This window comes from Marinobacter sp. JSM 1782161 (genome assembly GCF_011421605.1).
Lineage (GTDB): Bacteria > Pseudomonadota > Gammaproteobacteria > Pseudomonadales > Oleiphilaceae > Marinobacter_A > Marinobacter_A bohaiensis.
Window position 1 is genome coordinate 398597 of sequence record NZ_WSSA01000004.1, and the last position, 26421, is coordinate 425017.

The 26421-nt window shown below is 64.8% G+C and carries 20 protein-coding genes; 18 read left to right on the forward strand and 2 right to left on the reverse strand.

Features of this window, described 5'->3' with window-relative positions; all coding sequences use genetic code 11:
- Positions 1-3: 3 nt before the first annotated feature.
- Entirely contained in the window at positions 4-1350 is a 1347-nt protein-coding gene (locus GQB00_RS18260) for a sensor histidine kinase (protein WP_165857342.1), read from the reverse strand.
- Positions 1337-2002, reverse strand: coding sequence for a response regulator transcription factor (locus GQB00_RS18265; RefSeq protein WP_111497058.1), 666 nt, complete (start codon positions 2000-2002; stop codon positions 1337-1339). The genes GQB00_RS18260 and GQB00_RS18265 overlap by 14 nt, the downstream gene beginning before the upstream one ends.
- Before the next feature lie 173 nt (positions 2003-2175).
- On the opposite strand from GQB00_RS18265, the gene GQB00_RS18270 reads away from it, so the two are divergent.
- The 18 genes from GQB00_RS18270 to choV all read left to right on the forward strand — a co-directional run bounded on the left by GQB00_RS18270 (position 2176) and on the right by choV (position 26420).
- Positions 2176-4116, forward strand: coding sequence for a copper resistance system multicopper oxidase (locus tag GQB00_RS18270; protein ID WP_165857343.1), 1941 nt, complete (start codon positions 2176-2178; stop codon positions 4114-4116).
- A gap of 50 nt (positions 4117-4166) precedes the next feature.
- Positions 4167-4847, forward strand: coding sequence for a copper resistance protein B (locus tag GQB00_RS18275; protein ID WP_228160658.1), 681 nt, complete (start codon positions 4167-4169; stop codon positions 4845-4847).
- 70 nt (positions 4848-4917) lie between these two features.
- Positions 4918-5682: a c-type cytochrome gene (locus GQB00_RS18280; protein WP_111497055.1), complete on the forward strand. Its 765-nt coding sequence runs from the start codon at positions 4918-4920 to the stop codon at positions 5680-5682.
- Between the two features lie 185 nt (positions 5683-5867).
- A complete protein-coding gene (locus GQB00_RS18285) occupies positions 5868-7784 on the forward strand; it encodes a methyl-accepting chemotaxis protein (RefSeq protein WP_165857344.1) in 1917 nt (638 codons plus the stop codon).
- A gap of 207 nt (positions 7785-7991) precedes the next feature.
- Positions 7992-10760, forward strand: coding sequence for an aconitate hydratase AcnA (acnA, locus tag GQB00_RS18290; protein WP_165857345.1), 2769 nt, complete (start codon positions 7992-7994; stop codon positions 10758-10760).
- Positions 10761-10970: 210 nt separating this feature from the next.
- A complete protein-coding gene (locus GQB00_RS18295) occupies positions 10971-12695 on the forward strand; it encodes a diguanylate cyclase (protein ID WP_165857346.1) in 1725 nt (574 codons plus the stop codon).
- Positions 12695-13882, forward strand: a complete 1188-nt coding sequence (locus GQB00_RS18300) for an HDOD domain-containing protein (RefSeq protein ID WP_165857347.1) — start codon at positions 12695-12697, stop codon at positions 13880-13882. The genes GQB00_RS18295 and GQB00_RS18300 overlap by 1 nt, the downstream gene beginning before the upstream one ends.
- Positions 13869-16478, forward strand: a complete 2610-nt coding sequence (locus GQB00_RS18305; RefSeq protein ID WP_165857348.1) for a GAF domain-containing protein — start codon at positions 13869-13871, stop codon at positions 16476-16478. The genes GQB00_RS18300 and GQB00_RS18305 overlap by 14 nt, the downstream gene beginning before the upstream one ends.
- The gene (locus GQB00_RS18310; protein ID WP_111497049.1) at positions 16471-16851 is read left to right on the forward strand and encodes a response regulator; all 381 of its coding nucleotides are present in this window, start codon (positions 16471-16473) and stop codon (positions 16849-16851) included. Before GQB00_RS18305 ends, GQB00_RS18310 begins: the two co-directional genes overlap by 8 nt.
- Before the next feature lie 161 nt (positions 16852-17012).
- Positions 17013-17570 (forward strand): hypothetical protein, encoded by a 558-nt coding sequence (locus GQB00_RS18315; protein WP_111497048.1) that lies wholly within the window; start codon positions 17013-17015, stop codon positions 17568-17570.
- Positions 17571-17596: 26 nt separating this feature from the next.
- Positions 17597-17911 (forward strand): DUF2288 domain-containing protein, encoded by a 315-nt coding sequence (locus GQB00_RS18320; protein ID WP_165857349.1) that lies wholly within the window; start codon positions 17597-17599, stop codon positions 17909-17911.
- A 141-nt stretch (positions 17912-18052) separates the two neighbouring features.
- Positions 18053-18961 carry a lysine exporter LysO family protein gene (locus GQB00_RS18325; protein ID WP_111497046.1) on the forward strand — a complete coding sequence of 303 codons (909 nt, stop codon included), beginning with the start codon at positions 18053-18055 and terminating at the stop codon, positions 18959-18961.
- Positions 18962-19324: 363 nt separating this feature from the next.
- A complete protein-coding gene (gene betI / locus GQB00_RS18330) occupies positions 19325-19924 on the forward strand; it encodes a transcriptional regulator BetI (RefSeq protein ID WP_111497045.1) in 600 nt (199 codons plus the stop codon).
- On the forward strand, positions 19921-21384 hold the full coding sequence (gene betB / locus GQB00_RS18335) for a betaine-aldehyde dehydrogenase (RefSeq protein WP_111497044.1): 1464 nt from the start codon (positions 19921-19923) through the stop codon (positions 21382-21384). The genes betI and betB overlap by 4 nt, the downstream gene beginning before the upstream one ends.
- A 222-nt stretch (positions 21385-21606) precedes the next feature.
- Complete coding sequence (gene betA, locus GQB00_RS18340) at positions 21607-23274, forward strand: choline dehydrogenase (protein WP_228276902.1); 1668 nt, start codon at positions 21607-21609, stop codon at positions 23272-23274.
- Positions 23275-23390: 116 nt separating this feature from the next.
- A complete protein-coding gene (locus GQB00_RS18345; protein WP_111497042.1) occupies positions 23391-24320 on the forward strand; it encodes a choline ABC transporter substrate-binding protein in 930 nt (309 codons plus the stop codon).
- Between the two features lie 73 nt (positions 24321-24393).
- Positions 24394-25242 carry a choline ABC transporter permease subunit gene (choW, locus tag GQB00_RS18350; RefSeq protein WP_111497041.1) on the forward strand — a complete coding sequence of 283 codons (849 nt, stop codon included), beginning with the start codon at positions 24394-24396 and terminating at the stop codon, positions 25240-25242.
- A complete protein-coding gene (choV, locus tag GQB00_RS18355; RefSeq protein WP_111497040.1) occupies positions 25239-26420 on the forward strand; it encodes a choline ABC transporter ATP-binding protein in 1182 nt (393 codons plus the stop codon). The genes choW and choV overlap by 4 nt, the downstream gene beginning before the upstream one ends.
- Position 26421 lies beyond the last annotated feature (1 nt).

Below are 26421 nucleotides of genomic sequence, written 5' to 3' on the forward strand. Positions count from 1 at the left end.
GCGTCACTCGGTCGCGGGCGGCAGCACCACGTCGGCTTGCAGGCCGCCCCGGGGGCTGCGGCGGAAGGTGACTGCGCCGTGATAGCGGTCGACCAGGTCGCGCAGGATCGCCAGCCCGAGTCCGTGCCCCGGCACCTGTTCGTCGAGGCGCAGACCGCGGGTGCCGAGGGTGGCCCGTTCGGTATCCGCCACGCCGGGACCGTCGTCGCTGACGCGCAGGGTCAGCGCGCCCTGGTCTGTGTGAATCGTCAGGTCGACCCGCCGCCGAGCCCACTTGCCGGCGTTGTCCAGCAGGTTGCCAAGGATCTCGCTGAGGTCCTGTTCGTCGATGGGCCAGCGAAAATCCTCCGCCAGCTCGGAATGCAGCTCAAAATCAATGGACCGGTAAAGGCGGCCCATCATCCACAGCAGTTCCCGCGCCTGGGCGATCGGATGGGCCTGCTGCCCGGCCTGGGGACCGGCGAACTGGCTGCGGCGCATTTCCGCCTCCAGTTGGCGGTCGATCTGTGACAACCGCTCCGCCAATTGGGCACGGTAGCGCGCGTCCAGCGGCCGCTCGGTGTCTTCCAGGGCCTGCTGGATGACCGCAATCGGCGTTTTGATGCTGTGGGACAGGTTGCCCAGCGCGTCCCGCGAGCGTTGCAGGCGGTTGTCGAGCGTGTCGAGCAGGTGGTTGATCTGATAGAGCAGGGGGTCGAATTCCGGCGGCGTCGCCAGGGTCAGCCGCTTGCGCCGCCCCTGCTGCAACTGCTCCAGGGATAGCCGCAGCTGGCGGATGGGCTTGAGCGCCAGGTGCACCGCCAGCAGCACCAGGCCGATCAGCACGGCCAGCAGGCCCAGGGCGACAAACGCCGTCCAGATGTGCAGCTCGCGCTGGCTCTGGCTCAGCTGGGCCAGGTCTTCGGCCACCACGGTCACTACGGCGTCACCGCCGATCTCGAACACCTGGCGCAGCACGATGTAGCGGCCGCCACCGTCGCCATCGGTGGCCGGAATCTCGATGTTGAGCAGCGCCGGTCGGGCGCTGTCGAGAGCCGGCCCCAATACCGACTGGAGTTCCGCCGGCGCCATCCAGCGATGGGCCGGCGTCCGGATACCGTAGGCGTGACGGAATACGTCTTCGAAGTAGGGGCTGGCGTTGAGCGCGGGATTCACGTCGGGGTAGTGCTGGCGGATTTGTTTCTCGAGGAATCGCGCCTCCTGGTGCAGCCGTTCATGCACCACATCTCGGGTCATGCGGTCCAGCAGCACGCCATGGATGAACCAGGCCACGAGCATGAAAGCCGCCATCAATGGCAGCAGCCACAGCAGCAGAATGGTGTGCAGCGAGCGCCGGTCAGCCAGGGACATGGAAGCTGTAACCCTGGCCGCGCTGGGTGACGATGGCCTCGCGGCCGAGGATCCGGCGCAGGCGTCGCACGTAGGCTTCGATGGTGTTGTGGGCGGCTTCGTCGTCGAGGCTGTAGAGCTGCTCCAGCAGGTCATCCTTGGACAGCAGACGGCCGGGCCGGCTCATCAGACAGCGCAGCAGCCGAAATTCGGTACCGGTCAGGGGGTGCCAGGCCCCGTCCGGGGTCTGCACGCGTTGCCGGTCCTCGTCGAGAATGTAGCCGCCCACTTTCAGGGTGGGATCGCCCCGCCCCTCCGAACGCCGCAGCAGAGCCTGCAGGCGGGCAATCAACTCTTCCGTGTGAAACGGTTTGGCGAGGTAGTCGTCGGCGCCGGCCTTGAGGCCGTTGACCTTGTCCTGCCAGTCGCTACGGGCGGTCAGGATCAACACCGGCATGCCACCATCGTTCTGGCGCCAGTGACGCAGCGCCTGCAGGCCATCACCATCCGGTAGCCCCATATCCAGCACGGCGATGCGGTAATCCTCCTGAACTCCGAGGGCTCGCGCCTGGGCCACGGTGCTGACGCGGTCAACGGCAAACCCGGCGCGAGCCAGGTGCGATTGCAGGTTGTCCACCAGCATGTCGTCGTCTTCGACCAGCAGCAGCCGCATTCGAGTTCCTCCCCATTTAAACCGGCCAGTGTGGGCGCTTCGCCTGAATCAACGCTGAAACGTCTTTCCGGGCGGGCATTCAGCAGGAATTCAGGTTGCCCCGGCATAGTGGGGGCATGCTCAACGCTCCAGGGCACAGGTTCTGCTGGAGCTCCCCTATCGAGGATACACGAATGACCGTTTTCAGACGCCTCTTGGCCGGCCTGTCGACCCTCGTGCTGCCAGCGTATGGCCTGGCGGCGGAGTACAACCTGACCGTCGACCGGGTCACCATCGACACCGGCGATTTCGTCAAGGAGGGTATCGGCTATAACGGCGCTTCGCCGGGCCCGGTCCTGCGCTTCAAGGAGGGCGAGAACGTCACCATCAATGTGACCAACAACCTGGACGAGATGACCTCCGTGCACTGGCACGGTCTGATCCTGCCGTTCACCCAGGACGGCGTGCCGGGCATCAGCTATCCGGGGATCCGCCCGGGAGAAACCTTCACCTACCAGTTCCCGATTGTCCAGAGCGGTACCTACTGGTTCCACAGCCATTCCGGTTTCCAGGAGCCGAACGGGGCTTACGGCGCCATCGTGATCGAGCCTCGCGATGCGGACCCCGTGGCCTTTGACCGGGAGTACGTGGTGCAGCTGACCGACAAGCATCCGCACGACGGCGATCGCATCATGCGCAACCTCAAGATGATGCCGGATTACTACAACCGCCAGCAGCTGACCGTGGGGGATTTCGTCTCTGAGGCCCGGGACAGGGGCTTCTGGGCAACGATGAAAGACCGGATGATGTGGGGCGACATGCGCATGATGAAGGCCGACGTCGAGGACGTGCAGGGCTTCACCGGCCTGATCAACGGTCACGGGCCAGCACAGAACTGGACCGGTCTGTTCAGGCCCGGCGAGCGGGTGCGGCTGCGCTTCATCAACTCGTCGGCGATGACCTATTTCGATGTCCGCATTCCCGGCCTGACCCTGACCGTGGTCGAGGCCGACGGCAACCGGGTTCGCCCGGTACCGGTGGACGAGTTCCGCATTGGTGTGGCGGAAACCTACGACGTGATTGTGGAACCGCGTGACGACCGCGCCTATACCATCTTTGCCGAGTCGATGGGCCGTTCCGGCTATGCCCGGGGGACCCTGGCAACGCGGGCCGGGCAAACCGCCCCGGTCCCCGACAGACGCCCGCCGTCCTACCTGACCATGGCGGATATGAGTGGCATGCCGGGAATGGATCATGGCGACATGGGCCACGGTGATATGAATCACGATGATATGGGCCATGGCGCTGCGGCTATGGATCACAGTGAGATGGCGCACGGCGAGATGAGTCACGGCAACATGGCCATGGATCATGCGGACCCGGCATCCGATGACGGGGCGATGGACCATGGCGCCATGGCGCATGGGGAGATGAACCACGGTGCCGCGAGCCACGAGGCCATGGGGCACGATCAGATGGCCCCGATGGCGACGGCTGACATGAGCGAACACGACGCTGTTCCGGCGGGGCACGCCGCGGGGCGGCATCGGGCCATGGCGGCCAGGACAGACGACGCGGCCATGTCTCACGCCGGCACGGCGCCGCAGGGCCGTGAGCATAACCCCTTCTATGTCAGGGGCAGCGGTCTGACGCCCGAGGCCGCCAACGGCGGACGCTTCCTGTCCTATGCCGATCTGCGTGCCGCCCAGCCGCTCTACCCCGAGCGTGCGCCGACCCGTGAGATCGAGTTGCGCCTGACCGGCAATATGGAGCGCTACAGCTGGAGCATCAACGGGGTGAAGTTTGAGGACGCCGATCCGATTCGCCTGCAATACGGCGAGCGTGTCCGCTTCAAGTTCGTCAACGAAACCATGATGACCCACCCCATGCACCTGCACGGGATGTGGTCGATCCTCGACGTGGGGGCGGGGCAGTGGAACCCGATCAAGCATGTGGTCAGCGTCCAGCCGGGCACCACTGTCTACATGGAAACCGAAGTGGACGCGCCTGGACAGTGGGCTTTCCATTGTCATCTGTCTTATCACGCGGCGTCCGGCATGTTCCGCAAGGTTGTTGTCGAAGGCGGTCCGGACACCGCCGTTGATACAGCCCCGGTTCAGGGAGGTGATGCATGAAGTGGTCAGCCGTGTTCGTCGGGAGCGTTTGGATGTCGCTGACGGGGGGGATGTCGCCGGTCGTGGCCGCGGAACCTGATCCACACACCGCGCGCTATTTCTGGGGCATTCAGTTCGAGGAGTTCGAGTACCGCTACAGCGACAGCGATGAAGAAGTGGCCAGTTGGGACGGTGATGCCTTCTACGGCACCGACGAACTCAAGCTGCGCTGGCTGGGCAAGGGCGAATACGGCATCGACGAAAGAGCCTACGAGACCCTGGAGAACCAGTTGGTTCTGCAAACCCCGATCTCGGACTTCTTCGACGCCAAGGCCGGGGTGCGTGTCGACACGCCGGAAGGGCCCGACCGGACCTACGGCGTGCTGGGGATTGCCGGCCTGGCGCCCTACTGGTTCGAGATTGACGCCAGCCTCTACTTCGGCGAGGGCGGCCAAGCCATGACCGAGCTGGACGTCGAGTACGAATGGCTGCTGACCAATCGCTGGATCGTCAACATGGGGCTGGATGCGACCTATGCTTTCAGTGAGGACCGGGCCATCGGCATCGGGCGCGGCCTGTCCAGCACCGAGCTGGGGTTGCGGCTGAGCTATGACCTGATCGACCGGACGCTGTCGCCCTACGTCGGTGTCGTTCACGAAAAGGCGTACGGTGATACCCGCGACCTGGCCCGGGAGGATGCGGAAAGCACGGAAGAGTGGTACGCGGTTGCGGGTGTTCGGTGGATGTTCTAGCGGTCCTGCTATCGCCGTCGGGGCCTTGAGGCCCGGACAACGTCACAACCAACAATGATCGAGGTGCATCATGCGTTTCCTGTATGGGGTTGTCGCCACGCTGCTCGTGATGGTCCTGAGCGGCCTCGCGTTTGTCTACAGCGGCGTCTACAACGTGACCGCCACCGAGGCCCATGGCCCGATCGGGCAGTGGGCACTGCACACCACCATGCGCCAGTCAGTGGCCAGCCGCGCCGTGGACATTGAGGTGCCCGCTGACCTGTCCGACGAGGCCATGATCCGTCAGGGCGCGCGGGCCTACGACCAACTCTGTGCCGCCTGCCACCTGAAACCGGGTCAAGACAGCTCGCTGATCCGGACCGGCCTCAATCCGACCCCGCCGGACCTGACGCAGGCGGGTGATTGGACACCGGAGGAGCAGTTCTGGATCATCAAGAACGGCATCCGCATGACCGGTATGCCGGCCTGGGGCGAGACCCACGACGACGCCGACCTGTGGGAGCTGACCGCGTTCGTCCGGCACTTGCCGAGCCTGTCCGAGCCGCAGTACGCGGCGCTGCTGCAAGTGTCCGGGGATGCCCCGGCCGATGACGGTCACGACCACGATCACGGCAACATGGGCGCCATGATGAGCGGCTCCGGCGACGACCATCATGCCGAAGCGTCCGGGGCCGATATGGGTACCCACCACGACAACGTCGAAGGCCACCACGATACTGATGCTCAGCAAGCGCCTTCCGGCGGCGACGTTCACGACAACAGCGATGGTCATCACGACGACGCCGCCCCGGCCGCCGGGGAGGATGACCATTATTCGGATGGCCACACCCATTGAGGCGGGCCGTCCGCCACGACGACCGGATCGCCTGCGAGGCCAGCCCAAGGGGAACGGCTGCGCTGAGCTCCGGGGTGTGGCCCCGGAGGGTCCGGGTCGCGGCAAGGCGCAACAGCCTCTAGACTGACTCGAACACCACCCTGACCTGAAACCAGCTCGAAACGGTATTCCGGGAGTCCCGATCCATGGGCATTCGTCTGAAGCTGATTGTCGGTATGGGCGCGGCGCTGCTGGTGAGCACCTGCGTCCTGATCGTTCTCAACATCGTCCAGATGCGCGGGCTGCTTGATCGCTACCTGCTGGACACGGCGCTGCCGGCCAGCGTCGAATCGATCGCCCGCTCGGTGGAGCGCGACCTGCAGTCGCCGCTGACGGCGTCGGAAATGATCGCCGACAACAGTTACCTGAAGGACTGGATGGCCAACGGCGAGCCGACCGGTGAGCTGGGGCCGGTCAGGCGCTTCCTGGAAAGCGTGCGGCAGCGCCAGAATGCGGTGTCGGCGCACTTCGTCTCGGTCGCCACCGAAAAATACTACACCCAGGATGGCGTCGCCCGGGTGATCCAGCCCGGCCAGGACGACTGGTTCTATGGTTTCCTGGACAGCGGCCGGGACCGGGCCCTGGCGCTGGATGTGGACAAGACCACCGGCCGGCCGATGCTGTTCATCAACGTGCGCATGGAAGACCGGGGCCGGGCGGTGGCAGTGACCGGGATAGGTCTGGGCCTCGATCAGATGGCCGATCGTATCCGTGACTTCCGGTTTGCCGAGACCGGCATCGTGTACCTGGTGTCCGCGGACGGACAGGTCAACATTCACCCCGACCTGGACAAGACCGGCCAGTCCCTGGCGTCCGTCACATCGCCGCAGGCGGCGCAGACCCTGCAGTCCGGACAGGGATACACCGTCAGCGAGTTCAGCCGTGACGGCACGGACTACCTGGCCGCGAGCCTGCCGCTGACTCTGACCGACTGGCGGGTCGTGGCCGCGGTGCCGACCGACGAGATCTACGCGGCGGCCAACCGCGCCAACACCGTGTCGCTGGTGGTGGGGCTGTTGGTGGCCGCGCTGTTCCTGGGGATCGTGGCGCTGGTGGCCACGCGCATGACCCGGCCGCTCAAACGCATCACCGGCGCACTGACCGAGATCGGCAAGGGCGGCGGCGACCTGACCCAGGAGTTGAGCGTCGACAGCAGGGACGAGCTGGGCGAGCTGGCCTCCGGGTTCAATGGCTTTGTCGGTTCCCAGCGGGAGATGATCCGCGGGCTGCTGGAAACGGCGCAGCGGCTGCAGCGGTTCGTCGAGCAGATTTCCGAGGTCATGGCGGCCAACACGTCCCGCGCCGGTGAGCAGAGCCACCTGACCGAATCCGTGGCGACGGCGGTGTACCAGATGGAAACCACCGTACAGGAGATCGCACAGAGCGCGACGGAAACCGCCAACCAGCTGGAGCAGGTGGGCCATCACGCCGGTAATATCCGCACCACCATGTCCGAATCGATCCGCCAGGTCAGTACCATGGCCGACGATATCCGCGAGTCGGCCGCTGCCATCCAGCAGTTGGCGAAAGAGGTTGAGGACATCGGCCGCGTGATTGACGTGATCAACGCCATTTCCGACCAGACCAACCTGCTGGCGCTGAACGCGGCTATTGAGGCTGCCCGCGCCGGCGAGCACGGTCGCGGTTTCTCGGTGGTGGCGGATGAGGTGCGCAGCCTGGCGCAGAAAACACAGTCCTCGACCGAGGAAATTCGCGCCATCATCGAGCGCCTGCAACAGGGATCCGCCCGTTCGGTGCAGGCGATGCAGGCGGGGGAACAGGCGACCGAGGCGACCGTGACCGCGACCCGCAGCATGGGCGAATCGCTGGATGAAATCGGCGAGAGCGTCGATCGCATCGTCGGCATGAGTCATCAGGTGGCGGCCGCCACGGAAGAGCAGAGTTCGGTGACCGAGGACATCAGCCGCAACGTCCAGAACATCTCCGAGCTGAGCGCCCGCTCCAGCGAGGATATGAGCGCGGCCAGCCGCGAAGTGGAGGAACTGCGCGCCATGGCCGACGATCTGGCGCGTCAGATGAAAGCCTTCAGGCTGGATCGGTGAGGGATCCTGACCATTCACCATGCTTATGCCCGACATTCATGAGGCGGCCGTTGAAGTTACCCAAATCAACGCAATAGTAGGTATACACTGTTCATACAGAGCGCTATGGCGCAACCTGATGATGCGCAATCGAGAGAGAACCAAAGCCACAAGCTCCTGATTTACGCCCTTTGACACTTCGATACCGATAAGGAAAGGAGGCGTTCCATGTCCAATGAAGGCATCAGCAACGACAGTCTGAATACCCTCGCCAGCCTCGATGCTGGCGGCCAGACCTACCACTACTACAGCCTGCCCAAGGCGGGCGAGAGCCTGGGCGACCTGTCCCGGCTGCCCTTCTCCCTGAAAGTCCTGTTGGAGAACCTGCTGCGCAACGAGGACGGGGACACCGTTACCGAAGACCACTTCAACGCCATGGCCGAATGGCTCAAGAACCGCCATTCCGATACCGAGATCCAGTACCGCCCGGCGCGGGTGCTGATGCAGGATTTCACCGGTGTGCCCGGCGTGGTCGACCTGGCCGCCATGCGCGACGCCATGAAGAACGCCGGCGAGGACCCGGCCCGGATCAAGCCGCTGTCCGCCGTGGACCTGGTCATCGACCACTCGGTGATGGTGGATCATTTCGGCGACGCCTCCGCCTTCAAGGACAACGTGGCCATCGAGATGGAGCGTAACCAGGAACGCTACGAGTTCCTGCGCTGGGGCCAGCAGGCTTTTGACAACTTCCGCGTGGTGCCGCCGGGTACCGGCATCTGCCACCAGGTCAACCTGGAGTACCTGGGCAAGACCGTCTGGACCAAAGAGCAGGACGGCAAGACCTACGCCTTCCCCGATACGCTGGTGGGCACCGATTCCCACACCACCATGATCAACGGCCTGGGCATCCTCGGCTGGGGTGTGGGCGGTATCGAAGCGGAGGCCGCCATGCTGGGGCAGCCGGTGTCGATGCTGATTCCCGAAGTGGTCGGCTTCAAGATCACCGGCAAGCTGCGTGAAGGCATCACCGCCACCGACCTGGTGCTGACGGTGACCCAGATGCTGCGCGAGCGCGGCGTCGTCGGCAAGTTTGTGGAGTTCTACGGCGACGGCCTGAAAGACATGCCGGTGGCCGACCGCGCCACCATTGCCAACATGTCGCCGGAATACGGCGCCACCTGCGGCTTCTTCCCGGTGGACGAGCAGACCCTGAACTACATGCGCCTGACCGGCCGTGAGGAAGAGCAGATCGAACTGGTGGAAGCCTACGCCAAGGCCCAGGGGCTGTGGCGCGAGCCCGGCCATGAGCCGGTCTACACCGACACCCTGGAACTGGACATGGGCGATGTGGAGGCCAGCCTGGCCGGCCCCAAACGCCCGCAGGACCGGGTGGCGCTGACCAACATGAAGTCCACCTTCGAACTGCTGATGAAGACGTCCGACACCACCAACGGCGCGGACACCGAGGAAGGCAAGCTGCAGTCCGAGGGCGGCCAGTCGGCGGTGGGCGTGGAGGCCAGTTACGAGCACGCCGACAGTCAGCATGCCGAGCACAACGGCCACAAGTTCCGGCTCGATCCGGGCGCGGTGGTGATCGCCGCGATCACCTCCTGCACCAACACCTCCAACCCCAGCGTGATGATGGCTGCCGGCCTGGTGGCGCGTAACGCGCTGGAGAAGGGGCTGACCACCAAACCCTGGGTCAAGACGTCGCTGGCGCCGGGGTCCAAGGTGGTGACCGAGTACCTCAAGGCTGGCGGATTCCAGGACGACCTGGACCAGCTCGGCTTCAACCTGGTGGGCTATGGCTGCACCACCTGCATCGGCAACTCCGGGCCGCTGCCCGAAGCCATCGAGGAGGCCATCGACAAGGGCGACCTGACGGTGGCCTCGGTGCTCTCCGGCAACCGTAACTTCGAGGGCCGGGTGCATCCGCTGGTCAAGACCAACTGGCTGGCCTCGCCGCCGCTGGTGGTGGCCTACGCCCTGGCCGGTAACGTCCGCGTCGACCTGACCAGGGACCCGCTGGGCACCGACAAGGACGGCAACCCGGTCTACATGAAGGACATCTGGCCGTCCCAGGAGGAAATCGCCCAGGCGGTGGAGAAGGTCAAGACCAACATGTTCCGCAAGGAATACGCCGAAGTGTTCGACGGCGACGCCACCTGGCAGGCGATCAAGGTGCCGGAAAGCAAGGTGTACGAGTGGTCCGACAAGTCCACCTACATCCAGCATCCGCCGTTCTTCGAAGGCATGGGCCGCGATCCGGAGCCGGTGGAAGACGTCAAGGGGGCGAGCATCCTGGCGCTGCTGGGGGATTCGGTAACCACCGACCACATCTCCCCGGCCGGCGCCATCAAGGCGGACAGCCCCGCCGGGCGCTACCTGCAGGAGCACGGCGTGGAGCCGAAGAACTTCAACTCCTACGGCTCGCGTCGGGGTAACCACGAGGTGATGATGCGCGGCACCTTCGCCAACGTGCGCATCCGCAACGAGATGCTCGACGGTGTGGAAGGCGGCTACACCCGCCACGTGCCTTCCGGCGAGCAGATGGCCATCTACGACGCGGCCATGAAGTACGCCGAGGACGACACGCCGCTGGTGGTCATTGCCGGCAAGGAATACGGCACCGGTTCCAGCCGGGACTGGGCCGCCAAGGGTACCCGCCTGCTGGGCGTGAAAGCCGTGGTGGCGGAATCCTTCGAGCGCATCCACCGCTCCAACCTGATCGGGATGGGCGTGATGCCGCTGCAGTTCCCGGAAGGCACGGACCGCAAGTCCCTCAAGCTGACCGGTGAGGAGACCATCAGCCTGGCTGGCCTGGCCGGCGACACCGTGGAGCCGGGACAGAAGGTCACCATGACCGTGACCTACCCGGACGGCAAAGAGGAAACGGTCGAGCTGAAATCCCGCATCGATACCGCCAACGAAGCCAAGTACTTCGTCAACGGCGGCATCCTGCACTACGTGCTGCGGGAAATGATCAAGGCCGCCTAGGCGGTTCCAGCCCCGGGCCTGCCCACGCCGGCGGGCCCGGGTTTTCCCCTCCCGGCTTCCTCCGTACCCGACGTCGACAGGGTCGACATCGGCGTCTCTATACAGCTTTCGGACAGTTTGTTTATGGATCGCACCCGTCTATAGTGACAGGACACCCCGCAGCCGACGTTGTGGGCATTTGGAGTCAGAATTGACTGTTTGGGTGACCGATTGAGTGCACATCATGTTCAGGGACGGCTTCTGGCACTGAAATCCCGCTTTACCGATCGTGTCAGCGGCGAGCTGGATGAGCTCCAGCGCCTGCTGGAACCACGCCAACTGGACGCCGCTGGCATCCAGCGCGCCCGCGAGGCCTATCAGATACTGCATCGCATCGCTGGCGGGGCCGGCAGCTTCGGCCTGCAGGGCCTGGGCGCCGAGGCGCGACGCCTCGAACTGGCGCTGGAGCCGGTGGCCAGCGACGGTGGATTCGGGCCGGAGCTGTCCCGTCACCTGGAAAGTATCCTTAACGACGATTTCTTCGCCCGCCTGCGCGAGCTGCATCACCTGTTGCATCAGGCCGAGCCGGAGCCCACCGCGGAAGGCGGCCGGCGCGAACCTTTCCTGCCTTCGGAAGAGCCGGCCGGCAACGACTCGGTCGCGCCTCTGGAGGACGATGCCGGACTGTCCGTTATCCCCCAGGTCAACCCCACCCGGGTGGTGCTGGTGGACCCGGACGTGGCTCGCGCCGGCGAACTGTCGGCGCAACTGGAGGCGTTGGGCTACCGGGTTCACTGGCTGCCCTCGGCGGAAGAAATCCGCGCCATCCTGGCCAATCTGGATGGGGAGGCACCGGTGGCCGTGGTGGCTGACGTCGCCATGCGCGAGGCGCTGCAGACGCAGGGTGTGGACCGCTCACCGGCGTTCCATCACACCATCTACCTGGGGAGCGAAGACAGCTTCGAGGTGCGCTACGCCCTGGCTTCAGCCCGGGCCGGCGGTTTCCTGCTGCGGCCGGTGGACGTGTCGCAGCTGGTGGAGCGGATCGAGGCGCAGATTGCCGAGTACCAGGCCTCTCGACGCGGGCGGGTGTTGATCGTCGACGACGACCGCCAGCGCGTGGTCCACACCCAGACGGTGTTGGCGTCCGCCGGTTTCGACGTGCGTCTGGTGGTCGAGCCGCGTGAGCTGCTGGCACAGCTGCCTGCTTTTCGCCCCGACCTGGTGTTGATGGAAACCCGACTGGGGGACTTTGACGGCGCCAGCCTGGCGCGGATGATCCGCCTGCAGGCCGAGTGGGAGAACCTGTCCATCCTGTTCCGAACGCCGGCGCCCCTGACCGACGAGGAAAGCCGCGAACTGGCCACCGAGGATGTGCTGGCCGGGCCGCTCACTGACCGTACCCTGATCGCGTGCGTGCGTTCCCGCTGCCACCGGGCTCGCCAGTTTGCGCGTCTGATCACCCGGGATAGCCTTAGCGGCGTGCTGGTGGCGTCGCGCATCCGTCAGGAAGTGCACCGCGAGCACGCCCAGGCCCGGCGTCACGGGCGTCATACGGTGATGGCGATCATTGATCTGGACGATTTCCGCCAGGTCAATCGTGACTTCGGTCACCCGGTGGGGGATACCGTACTGCGCACCCTGGCCAACCTGTTGCGCCAGCGCCTGCGCCGCACTGATCTGGTGGGGCGCTACGGCGGTGAAGAATTCATGGTGCTGCTGCCGGATTGCACCGGCGAACAGGCCGAACTGGTGTTACAGGACGTCTGTCGCCAATTCGCGGAACTGGCGTTTCACGCCGGAGCGCAGACCTTCCGTTGTTCGTTGAGCGTCGGATTGGCTGCGCTGGAAGGATTCCAGTCCGCCGATGCAGCGATCGCAGCCGCCGACCGGGCACTGGATCGTCGCAAACGACAGGGCAAAGATGGCGTCAGCCTGTTTTCCCCGGAGATGTGATGAACATCCTTGTGCTCGAAGACGATCCGCTGATGGCGGAACTGCTGGAAACGGTGGTGCTGGGGCTCTACCCCCAGGCGCGCGCGACTCTGGTCCATGATCTGCACGCCGCCGAGAAGGCCTGGGCGCCGGATCGCTTTGCCCTGTTGCTGTGTGACTGGAATCTGCCGGAAGGTTCCGGCCTGGATTTCGTGCGCTATGTGCGCGAGGCTGACGCCGAGGTGCCGGTGGTGATGATCAGCGGCCGCGCCGATCGCCAGTCGGTGCTGACCGCAGCGAAGTACCAGATCAACGGATTCATCACCAAGCCTTTCCAGGCGGATCTGGTGCACGAGCGCCTGAAAAAGCTGTTACCGGTCGAGGAGGGGGCGGCCCTCAACCTGGAAGGCCCGGAAGCGGCGCTCGAGGAAGCGCTGGGTGGGCAGGTCCTGCTGCCCACCAGCCTGGACCCGGGAGAGGTACTCGCCATGATCCAGCGCGAGGACCCGATCTCCGTGTCGCAACTGGCCGAGCGTTGGCGTGACGACAAGTCCCTGGTCACGCGCCTGCTGAACGTAGCCAACGGCAGTGCCTATCGGCGCAGCGGCGAGCCGGTGGCGTCGCTTCGGGACGCCATCCACATACTGGGCGTGAAAATGGCGCTCAATCTGGGGCTGAGCGTGGCGCTCAATCACGCCCACGACCTCCGCGATCCGAGGCTGCAGGCCCGGGCGCGCGATATAAACGCACTCAGCGATGCCCTGGCCCGTGAGGCCAGTCGCATGGCGCGCCTGCTGGATTACGACAGGGTGGCCTGCTATACCGCCGGTCTGCTGGGGCGCGTGGGCGAGCTGGCCGTCTTCAGCGTGCTCCAGCAGTATCTCGACCAGGGCGGCACCCTGGCCGACGAGGACATCGACGCGTTAAGCCGGCAGTGGGCGCAGTCGCTGGGTAACCGGCTCAAGGTGCAGTGGCGTCTGCCGCTGGAACTGCGTGAACTGGTGGGGGCCATCCACAGTCTGCCGCACGGCAGCTCGCACCAGAGTCGACTGCTGATGCGGGCCGCCTCCCTGCTGACCAGCGAGGGGCCCGAGACAAAGGAATACCTGAGCCTGATGCGACGTATCGGGCTGGAGCCGGTTCAGAAACAGGACGAACCCGACGAGACGGGTGGCGGACAGGGAAGACCTGGCGATGGAAGCACCTGAAAAACCGAGCAACGAACGTGAACGTCAACAGGCCGTGGACGCGACGCGTCTGGTCGGCAGTGCCCCGGAAGAGCGTTTCGACCGCCTGACGAGACTGGCCCGCGATCTGTTCGGCGTCGAGATCGCGCTGGTAACGCTGGTGGACCGTGATCGCCAATGGTTCAAATCGTGCCAGGGACTGGATGCCGACGAAACGCCCCGCTCGGTGTCGTTTTGCGGTCACGCCATCCTCGAAAGCCGCACGCTGGTGGTCGAGAACGCGCTTGAGGATCGACGCTTCGCCGATAACCCGCTGGTCGTGGGGGCCCCCAATATTCGCTTTTATGCTGGCGCGCCCCTGCATTCGCCGGATGGCTACCGGCTGGGCACCTTGTGCATCATCGACCCCAGGCCCCGGACGTTTTCGCCGGAGGACGGGCGCAAGCTGCGCGATCTGGCCGATTGCGTGGAACGGGAGATCGCCGCCAGCGAGCGCGACCGATACCACCAGGCCCTGGAAGCCCTGGCGCGTCTGCAGACGGATAGCGCAGGCACCCCCTGGCAGACCCTCAACGCCGGCCTGCGTCTGGGCGCCGACTACCTGCGCCTGCCGTTCGGGATCATCAGCCAGATCGAGCGGAACCTCTACCGGGTTGCCACGCAGGTGTCGCCACCGGAAACGCTGGAAGACGGCCAGACCTTCGACTTCCGCCACACGTACTGCGAGATCACCCTGGCCGCGGATGGCATTATGGTCATTGATCATATGGCCGAGTCCGAGTATGCCAGCCATCCCTGCTACCGGGACTTCCAACTGGAAAGCTACATCGGCATGCCGTTGACGGTGGCGGGCAAGCCCTACGGCACCCTCAATTTTTCCTCGCCCGAACCGCGCAAGCCCAACGGGTTCAGCCGCTGGGATCGGGATTTCCTGGTGCTGCTGACCGGCTGGGTGGAGCGTGTGCTGGACCGCTGGTACGCGGATCAGTCCCTCGATTGGCTGCGCCGGATGGAAATGGCCATGGCTCGGGCGCAAGGGGCCTACATCAGCGACCAGGATCGTGCCAGCGTGTTCGACGGCCTGCTGGCGGATTTGCTGGATCTCACCGGCTGCCCTCAGGGTTTTATTGGCGAGGTCCTGCGCGACGCAGCCGGTCAGCCTTGCATGAAGACGTACGCCAGCACGCAAACGGACCGGGCATCGCCGGGTTGCGCGCCGGCGTTGCACGCCAGCACGTACGGGTTTCCGGGCCTTGAGGCGCTGATCGACGACGTGATCAGAACGGAGGCCGCGGTCCTCGCGGGCGAAACGGCCAATGACGGTCAGCGGTCCGGGCAGGGAGGGGCGAACGGCTATCTGGGGCTGCCGATCCATCATGGGGATCGACTAATGGGTGTGGTGGGCCTGGCGAACAAGTCCAGCGGCTTCACCTGGGAAATCGCCGGGCAGCTCAAGCCGCTGCTGCGGACGATCGGTCAGTTGATTGAAGCCGAGCGCGGCGAGGCGGCGAAACGCGAGGCCGAGGACACCCTGCGCAACAGCGAATCCCGGCTGCGGGCGCTGTTCGAGCTGTCACCAGTGGGTATCGCCCTGATCGATTTCGACAGCGACCGCTTCCTCGACGTGAACGACGCCGTGCTGTCGTCATCGGGCCACTCGCGCAGCGAATTGCAGCGTACCGCCATGCGCGACATCACCCCGGACCGTTACACCGACCGGGACGCCGAAGAGTACCGGGCGCTGCTGTCGGAAGGTCATTTCGGCCCCTACGAAAAAGAACTGTTGCATCGCGACGGCCATGCTTACCCGGTGATGACCCACAGTGTGCTGGTCGAGGACCAGGGGGGCGGGCGCGTCATCTGGCGCATCGTCGAGGACATCACCGAGCGCAAACGGCTGGCGCGGCTGCAACGTGAATTCATCTCCACCGTCAGTCACGAGCTGCGCACGCCACTGACGGCGCTGTCGGGGTCCCTGAAACTGATCGACCAGGGCGTGGTCGGGGAGCTGCCGCGCAAGGGCGCGGAAATGATAGCGCTGGCGTATCGCAACAGCGAGCGTCTGGTGGCGTTGATCAACGACCTGCTGGACATGGAAAAGCTGGTGGCGGGCAAGATGACGTTCCGCATGGCGTCCGTGTCGGTGGACGAGCTGTTGCAGGCGGTGGTGCAGGAAAATCAGGCCTATGCCAACCGGTTCGATGTCCAGATCGTTCTGGACAATCGGGCGCCGGGCGTTACCCTGCTGACCGACGAGATGCGTTTCGGGCAGGTGATGGCGAACCTGCTGTCCAATGCCGCCAAGTTTTCGCCCGCCCGGGGGCGGGTCGAGGTCCGGGTGGATGCCCTCGGCGACAGGCTGCGCGTCGCCGTAAGCGATCAGGGGCCGGGGATACCCGATGAATTCCGCTCGCGGATTTTCAGCGCCTTCGCCCAGGCGGACTCGTCCGACACCCGCAGCAAGGGCGGCACCGGTCTGGGGCTGGCCATCTGTCGGGAACTGGTGGAGCGCATGGAGGGCCGGATCGACTTCGAGTCCGAACCGGGTCGGGGCGCGACTTTCCATTTTGAACTGCCGGGACTGGATGCCGGCGAAGGGGAACGATCCCATGGCTGATTTGCAACGTGTGCTCTATGTGGAAGACGAGCCGGACATCCGGGCGGTGGCTGAACTGGCCCTGGAAGCGGTGGGCGGCTTCACGGTAAAACTCTGCGCCTCCGGCGAACAGGCCTTGGCGGAAGCCGAAGACTTCTCGCCGCAACTGATCCTGCTCGACGTGATGATGCCCGGCATGGACGGCCCGGAAACCCTGCGCGCGTTGCGCCAGCGTCCGGCGCTTGAGGACGTGCCGGTGGTTTTCATGACCGCCAAGGTGCAACCGGCGGAGCTGGACGGCTACCTGGCGCTGGGCGCCGCGGGCACCATCCCCAAGCCGTTCGACCCCATGACCCTGGCCGACTCGGTGCGTACCATCTGGCAAAGCGCCTGATCGCCGGGCGGCGGGGCCGTCAATCCGCTTGTCGCCCCTGATAAATCGTGCCACGCTGACCAGACGTTTCCGGCCGGGGCGGGTTGCCCGCGCCTGCGGAAACGAACACAATTCCCCGCCGGTCGCGTCCGCCGTAGCCGGCCCCGGTAAAGGAGAACAGGATGAGGCAAACAATCGGACTTTGGCTGGCAGGCGCCCTGCTGGCATTGAGCACACTGGCGGCACACGCGGACGCGCCCCTGACCGACGAACGGCTGGACAACCTGCTCAGCGCGATGGAAGACCTGCAACCGGTGATGGAGCAGGTGGGCCAGCGTCTGGCGTCGCTGCCGCCGGAAGAGCGTCCGCCTCGCCTGGATCCGAAGGCCTCCGATTTCGATCCCGAGAAAATGGCCGGCGAGATGGCTGACGCCTTGGAGAAGGTCGACGCCGATTCCGACGTGCGACGGGTTGCCAAGCAACACGGTTTCGACTCGGTTGAAGAGCTGCTGGAAGTCCAGGCCCGGGTCATGATGGGCTTCCTGGCCTCGACCCAGGAAGCCATGATGAACAACCCCAACGTACCGGAAGAAGCGCGCCAGAAAATGCAGGCCCAGTTCGGCGACATCGCCGAGAAAGTGTCTGAGAATGACCGTGAGGTCCTCGAGCGCAACCAGCAGAAGATCATGGAATTTATGCAGGCGCAGCAGCAACAGCGTCAGCCGGCGCCGGCCAACTGAAGCACGACCACCGCACAGGAGACACGATGTCCGTCGACCCGTCCACCGATGACACCCGTGCCAGGCTCAACCTGGAGACCGCAACGATCCGCTGGCACGAGCTGCAAACCTACTTTGCCCGAGGCCAGGTGGTGTTTGTCAGCGAGCAACTGGACCTGCTGGCGGTGGGCGAAGCCCTGACGGCGGACGACAAGGCCCGTTTTGAGGGCTGGATGGCTGAGGGCCTGGTGGGCGAGGTGCCGGTGGAGCTGGCCCAGTCCTGGTACGACGCCGATGCCTCCGTCTGGGCCGTAGTCATCGCCCCCTGGGTGCTGGTCCAGGACCGCAACACGCGCAACTGAGCCGTGACGGGCCCCGGCGCCGAATTTTACGCCGGGCCCGATTCCCGCCCCGATTCCTGCTCTGGTAAGATCGCGCTTTCCGCGATACTGCTTCACTGGATGCCCCCGCGTCCCGTCCACCCCGTTTGACCAAGGATTTCCATGCTCGCCGGTGCCCTGCTGATTCTCGTACCGCTGTTTGTCGGTTTCGCCTTCCACATCAACAACCCGCGCCTGCTGGCGGGAATCAATCACGGCGTCGAGGGACTGGTCTACCTGATTCTCGGCCTGTTGGGCGTCAGTCTGGGCCAGCTCGAAGGGCTGGCCGGACATCTGGCCCGCATGGGCGGGCAGGTCTCGCTGCTGGTCGGGGCCCTGGCCGTCGCCAACCTGGCCGGGCTGTGGCTCTGGCAGCGTTGGCAGCCGATGGTGCTGGAGCCTGAAGAGAGCGGGGAAGGTCCGCTCAGCTATCGTCGCCTGTTCCTGGGGGCGCTGAAGCCACTGCTGTCGGTCGTGGCGGGCATGCTGTTGGGCTACGCGGTCCTGCCCGCGCTGGGCTGGATCGAGGATCTGGCCAGCGCCGCGCTGATGCTGTTGCTGTTGCTGATCGGCCTGCAGCTTCGTAACGCCGGCCTGTCCCTGCGGCGCCTACTGATGAACCGCCAGGGCGTCGGGATAGCCGTCACCCTGGCGATCACCTCGCTGCTGGCAGGGCTTGCGATAGCGCCATTCTACGATCTGCCGCTGCTCGATGTACTGGCGCTGACCTCGGGATTCGGCTGGTACTCGCTGTCCGGCATCGTGGTGGGCGACGCCCTCGGGCCGGCCTGGGGCGGGGTGGCGTTCCTCAATGACGTGTTCCGGGAAATCATTGCCCTGGTGCTGATTCCCCTGGTGATCGGCCGGCGTCCGGCGGTGGCCATCGGCTACGGCGGCGCCACCGCCATGGACTTCACGCTGCCCATCATCCGCCGCAGCGGTGGCCTGGCCTGCGTGCCGGTGGCCATTGCCTCCGGCTTTATCCTGTCGTTTGTCTCCCCGATCCTGATGGGATTGTTCCTGGCCGGCTGAGCCGGCCCGTCCCCGTTCTTCCCCTGCTTTTCTGCCGTTCCGATCCGGGCATTCCGGCGGGTCCGGTCGGGCTTGCCGTCCTTGCCACTGTGTCGCTGTCTACGTCTGACTCTGAGGCCGCTGGCGGCGTTCTTATCGCGCTTTTCATTAGACCTCTAATCGACTTATAGGGGCCTAAGTAGTTTCCCTATATCACTGATCTGGCTGATTTTAATCGGCGATCCGCGTCGTTGGCCAAGCGTGGCGGGGACTTGGTGCTCCAGACATCGGTTTGATATTTAGATGTCAAATGATTAACCTGTCCGTATTGAATGGTTGTTCAACACATTGAATGAGTGTTCAAAACCGACGAGCGAGGATGCAATGGCAAGGCTGGATGTGGAATCAATCCGGCGTCAGCAGTTGATTGACGCTACCCTGAAAGTCATCGAAGAAAACGGTTTCCAGGGCACGACCGTGGGCAAGATTGCCAAGGCGTCGGGCATGTCCGTGGGGATCGTGAGTCATTACTTCGGTGGCAAGCAGGGCCTGCTGGAAGCGGCCATGCGTCATCTGCTGGCGACCCTGGGAGACGACGTCCAGCGGCTGATGGCAGAGCGGCCGGATACGCCGCGTGAACGGTTGATGGCGATCGTCGATGCCAACTTCTCCAGTGTCCAGATCGATCCCCAGTCCTCCAAGACCTGGCTGGCGTTCTGGACCCAGGCCATGCACAGCGCCGAGCTGATGCGCCTGCAGCGAGTCAACGAACGTCGCCTGTTGTCCAACCTGATGTATTACCTGAAATCCCTGATGCCCGCCGGTCGGGCATTGGGTACGGCACAAACCATTGCCGCCCTGATCGACGGTTTCTGGCTGCGCGCGGCCATGAGTGAGGGCCGCATCGAGACCGACGAAGCGGTCGCGCTTTGCAAGACCTACATCGATCAGGCGATCCAGGCGAATAACGGAGCACAATCATGACACTTCCTGTTTACCAGTCATTTGTCGACGGCCAGTACCTGGCCAACCAGAACGGGGAGACCTTCGACGTGGTCAACCCGGCCACCGGCGAGATCATCTACCGCATGGAACAGGCCGACGAGTCGGTCATGGCGGCGGCGGTGGAAAGCGCCGAGCGCGGTTTCCGCGAGTGGGCCGCCCTGGGCGGCATGGAACGTGGCCGCATCCTGCATCGCGCCGCCATGCTGCTGCGTGAGCGCAACGACGCCCTGGCGGAAATCGAAGTGGCCGACACCGGCAAGCCCTGGCAGGAAGCCAGCGTGGTGGACGTGGTCACCGGCGCCGACGCGGTCGAGTACTTCGCCGGCCAGGCCTCAAGCATCGAAGGCATCAGCCAGCCGGTGGCGGGGGACTTCTTCTACACCCGCCGCGAGCCGCTGGGCGTGTGCGCTGGCATCGGCGCCTGGAACTACCCGCTGCAGATCGCCTGCTGGAAATCCGCCCCGGCCCTGGCCTGCGGCAACAGCATGATCTTCAAGCCGTCCGAGGAAACCCCGCTGGGCGCCCTCAAGCTGGCCGAGCTCTACATCGAAGCCGGCGTGCCGGCCGGCGTGTTCAACGTGGTGCAGGGCGACTACCGCGTCGGCCAGATGCTGACCGGTCATCCGGGCATCGCCAAGGTGTCTTTCACCGGCGAGGCGGCCACCGGCCGCACCGTGATGGGCGACGCGGCCAAGTCACTGAAGTCCGTGACCATGGAGCTGGGCGGCAAGTCGCCGCTGATGATCTTCGACGACGCCGACCTGGAACAGGCCATCTCCGCCGCCATGATCGGCAACTTCTACACCCAGGGTGAAGTGTGCACCAATGGCACGCGGGTGTTCGTCCAGCGCGGTATCTACGACGCGTTCCTCAAGGAACTGACGCGGCGCACCGAGAACAACATCGTGGCCGGCGATCCCACCGATCCGGACACCAATCTGGGCGCCCTGATCAGCGCCGATCACCGCGACAAGGTGATGCACTACATCGAGAGTGGCAAGCAGGAAGGCGCGCGCCTGGTCACCGGCGGCCGCGAGCTGAGCCCGTCCGGCGTCGAGAACGGCTATTTCGTGGCGCCGACCGTGTTCGCCGACTGCACCGACGACATGACCATCGTGCGTGAGGAAATCTTCGGCCCGGTCATGGCGGTGCTGCCGTTCGACGACGAGGATGAGGTGATCCGCCGCGCCAACAACACCGAGTACGGCCTGGCCGCCGGGGTCATGACCACCGATCTGGTGCGGGCGCACCGGGTGATTCACCAGATTGAGGCAGGCATCTGCTGGATCAACAGCTTCGGCGCATCGCCGGCGGAGATGCCGGTGGGCGGCTACAAGCTGTCCGGTCTGGGCCGCGAAAACGGGCGCGAGGCCATCGAGCACTACACCCAGACCAAGTCCGTCTACGTCGGCATGGTGCCGCTGGAAGCGCCGTTCTGATCGGCCTGGGTCCAGCAAGGGCGCGCCCAGGGCGGTCCGCGACGGTCACGCATCGTCGCCGTTGAGCGTTCGGCATCACCGAACGCTTCGGGAAAATCAGGGCAGGTCGTTGGCCTGCATCCTCGCTCCAGACCTCTCTTCCGTCAGGGAGAGAGGCCGGGGAGGTCAGCCTTGTCGGGACAGGTACAGCGCGTCCCGATGGGCCAGAATCAGGGGGAAGTTTTGAAGTTTGATCGCGAATTCGACTACGTGGTGGTGGGCACCGGTTCCGCCGGTTGTGTCCTGGCCAATCGCCTGACCGAGGACGGCCGGGATCAGGTGCTGGTGCTGGAAGCCGGACGCCGGGACGACACCTGGAAGATCCACATGCCGGCGGCCCTGATGTACAACCTGATGGACGACAAGTACAACTGGTACTACCACACCGAACCCCAGGAACACATGGACAACCGCCGCCTGTACTGGCCGCGCGGCAAGGTCTGGGGCGGTGGGTCCGCGCTCAACGCCATGGTCTATATCCGCGGTCACGCCTATGACTACGACCGCTGGCACGAGGAAGGCGCCGCCGGCTGGCGTTACCAGGACGTGCTGCCCTACTTCCGCAAGGCCGAGTCCCGCGAGAAGGGCGCCGACGACTATCGCGGCGGTAACGGCCCGCTCAACGTCCACACCGGCGATGAGCCCAACCCGCTGTTCGATGCCTTTATCGAGGCCGGTCAGCAGGCGGGCTATCCTTTTACCGAAGACATGAACGGTTACCAGCAGGAAGGCGTGGGCATGATGGACATGACCATCAAGCAGGGCAAACGCTGGAGCGCCGCCCAGGCTTATCTGCGCCCGGTGCTGTCGCGCGCCAACCTGACCACCGAGACCGGCGCCATGACCCACCGTATCCTGTTCGACGGCGACACCGCCGTGGGCGTGGAATACGTGCAGGATGGCAAGACCGTCCGGGTGGCGGCGCGCAAGGAAGTGATCGTCAGCAGTGGGGCCATCAATTCGCCGCAGTTGCTGATGCTGTCGGGCATCGGCCCGGAAGCGGAGCTGCAGAAGCACGGCATCAAGGTGAAGGCGGATCGCCCCGGGGTGGGTCAGAATTTGCAGGACCACCTGGAACTGTACGTCCAGCACGAGTGCAAGGAACCGGTGACGTTGTACAAGTACACCACCCAGCCGGGCAAGACCGTCGCCGGCGTGAAGTGGTTCCTCAACCACGACTGGGGCGCGTGCCGCACGGCGCATCTGGAAGCGGGCGGTTTCATTCGCACCGAGGCGGGCGTGCAGCATCCGGACATCCAGTTCCACTTCCTGCCGTCCCAGGTGCTGGATCACGGCCGCAAGGACGCCGAGTGTCACGGCTTCCAGGTTCACGTCGGCCCCATGCGGCCCTCCAGCCGCGGCTACCTGACCCTGAAATCCGACAAGCCGGGCGATCACCCGATCATCCAGCCCAACCTGCTCAGTACCGAGCGGGACCGCTGGGAAATGCGGGAGAGCGTCAAGCTGACCCGCGAGCTGTTCCAGCAGAAGGCGTTCGACCGGTTCCGCGGCAAGGAACTGCGTCCCGGCGCGGACATGACCTCCGACGCCGACATCGACGCCTTCGTGCGCCAGTACTCCGACAGCGCCTACCACCCGTCCTGCACCTGCAAGATGGGCAGCGCCGACGACCCCATGGCGGTGGTCGACGAGCAGGCGCGCGTCTACGGCGTCCAGAACCTGCGGGTGGTGGATGCCTCGATCATGCCCAGCGTGGTGAGCGGCAACCTGAACGCGCCGACCATCATGCTGGCGGAAAAATGCGCGGACCATATCCGCGGTCGGGACCCGCTGAACCCGATGCCGGTGGATGTCTGGGAACATCCGGACTGGCAGAACAAGCAGCGATAAGCGCTGGAAAGCGCCATAACGACAACGACGATGTGACGCAACATCCAAAGCACTTTCAAAACCAAGGGGCTGCCGGCAACCCGCCGGATGGCCCACGCTGGAGAAAGGAGATTATGATGAAGAAGTTCTTTTTGGCTCTTACCGGTTTGCTGGTTGGCAGCGCCGCCGTGGCCGCGCCCAACCAGGAATGCAAGACCGTGCGCTTTGCGGACGTGGGCTGGACCGACATCACCGCCACCACGGCGCTGACCTCCGAAGTCCTCGAAGGCATGGGCTACTCGCCGGAAGCCAAGGTCCTGTCCGTGCCGGTCACTTACCGTTCCATGAAGAACGAAGACATCGACGTCTTCCTGGGCAACTGGATGCCCACCATGGAAGCGGACATCCGCCCGTACCTGGAAAGCGGCGACGTGGAAACCCTGCGCGCCAACCTCACCGGTGCCAAGTACACCCTGGCCGTGCCCAAGTTCGTCTATGACGCCGGCGTCCACAGCTTCGCCGACATCGCTAAGCACGCCGATGAGTTCGACAACCGCATCTACGGCATCGAGCCGGGTAACGACGGCAACCGCCTGATCCAGGACATGATCGACCAGAACGCTTTCGGCCTGGAAGATTTCCGCGTGGTCGAATCCAGCGAAGCCGGCATGCTGTCCCAGGTGGGCCGCGCCGTGCGTCGCGACAACTGGATCGTGTTCCTGGCCTGGGAGCCGCATCCCATGAACGCCAACCACGACCTCAAGTACCTGGACGGCGGTGACGACTTCTTTGGTCCCAACTACGGCGGCGCCACCGTGCACACCAACGTCCGCGCCGGTTACACCACTGAGTGCCCGAACATGGGCAAGCTGCTGAACAACCTCGAGTTCTCCCTGACCATGGAGAACGAGGTCATGGGCCTGATCCTGAACGACGGTGAAGACCCGCGTGATGCCGCCCACCAGTGGCTGTCCCAGAACCCCGAGGTTCTCGACAAGTGGCTCGACGGCGTCACCACTCTCGACGGCCAGCCGGCCCTGCCGGCGGTCAAGGCGAGCCTCAAGTAAGCCTTTCGCCTCTCACGGCCGGTCCTGAGGGCCGGCTGTGGGAACGCCTTTGAATCTGAAAAGACACGACACCATGAGCTGGATAACCGAGCATCAATTGCCCTTCGGCGACTTCATGGAAGACGTTGTCGACTTCCTGATCGACAACGGCGCCGGTTTCTTCGACGCGGTTTCCGAGAACCTGGGCGGCCTGATCCACGGGCTGACCGACGCGCTGCTGTGGGTTCCGCCGGGCGTGCTGGTGGCCCTGTTCACCGTGGCCGCGCACCTGCGTCATCGCCGCTGGGGGCTGACCGCCTTCACCGTCATCAGTTTCCTGCTGATCTGGAACCTGGGTTACTGGGAAGACACCATGGCCACCCTGTCCCTGGTGCTGTACGCCACCATCCTGTGTGTGGTCATCGGGATACCGCTGGGGATCTACGCAGCGCATCACCAATGGCTGTACAAAGGCCTGCAGCCAATCCTCGACCTGATGCAGACCATTCCGCCCTTCGTCTACCTGATCCCCACGCTGACCCTGTTCGGCCTGGGCGTGGTGCCGGGCGTGATTTCCACCGTCATCTTCGCCATCGCCGCGCCGGTGCGGCTGACTTACCTGGGCATCTCCCAGGTGCCCACCGAGCTGGTGGAAGCCGGCAAGGCGTTCGGCTGCACCAACCGCCAGCTGTTGTTCAAGATCGAGCTGCCGGCCGCCATGAGCTCCATCGGCGCGGGCATCACCCAGTGCATCATGCTGTCCCTGTCGATGGTGGTGATCGCCGCACTGGTCGGCGCCGACGGCCTTGGCGTACCGGTGGTCCGCGCCCTGAACACCGTCGATATCGGCAAGGGCTTCGAGGCCGGCCTGGCCATCGTCCTGCTGGCGATCTGGATGGATCGCTTCTTCCGTCAGAAAAATCCCGGGGAGGCTGCCGCATGATTGAACTGGAAAACGTCAATGTGGTCTTCGGCAAGCAGCCGCAACGGGCGCTGCCGCTTTTGGAACAGGGCCTCGGGCGGGAAGAGATCCGCTCCAGGACCGATCTGGTGGTGGGCGTGCAGAACGCCAACCTGTCCATCAAGAAAGGCGAGATCTGCGTGCTGATGGGCCTGTCCGGCTCCGGCAAATCGAGCCTGCTGCGCTGCATCAACGGTCTCAACACCGTCACCAGCGGCGCCATCCGCATCCAGCACGACGGTCAGTCGGTGGACTTCACCCAGGCCAGCGAGGCGGTCCAGCGGGACATCCGCACCCGGCGCGTGTCCATGGTGTTCCAGAGCTTCGCCCTGATGCCCTGGCTGACCGTGGAAGAGAACGTCGGCTTCGGCCTGGAAATGCAGGGCCTGGGCAAGGCCGAGCGCCGCGAGAAAGTGAAGCGTCAGTTGGAACTGGTGGGGCTGGACGGCTGGGCCAACCGGCGCCCGGACGAGCTGTCCGGCGGCATGCGCCAGCGCGTCGGCTTGGCCCGCGCCCTGGCAACCGAATCCGAAGTGCTGCTGATGGACGAACCCTTCTCGGCGCTGGATCCGCTGATCCGCCACCAGTTGCAGGATGAGCTGCTGAGTCTGCAGGAAGAGCTGCAGAAGACCATCGTCTTCGTCAGTCACGACCTGGACGAGGCGCTCAAGCTGGGCTCCCACATCGCCATCATGAAGGACGGCCAGATCGTCCAGCACGGCAAGCCCGAGCAGATCGTACTGGAGCCGGCCAACGATTACGTCAAGAGCTTCGTGGCCAGCACCAACCCGCTCAACGTGCTGGCGGCCCAGTCGCTGATGCTGCCGATCGAGGAAGTGCCGGCGGACGCCGAGGGCAACCGCTGCCTCAACAAGCGCTACGACACCTGGCTGCATTCGCCGGAAAGCGCCATGGAGGCGGTGGTCACCAGTCAGGGGCAGACCTTCCAGACCCAGAGCTGGCAGGAGGGCCAGGCCATCGACAGCCTGGAGCAGAAACCCACCTGCATCGCCCCTGGCACGCCCCTGCGCGACGCCGTGGAAATCCGTTACTTCACTGGCCACAGCCTGCTGGTTGAAGACGGCGGTGCCATCATCGGCGCCATCGGCGACCGCGAGCTGTATCACGCCATGCTGGGCAAGCACCTGGACGACAGCTGAG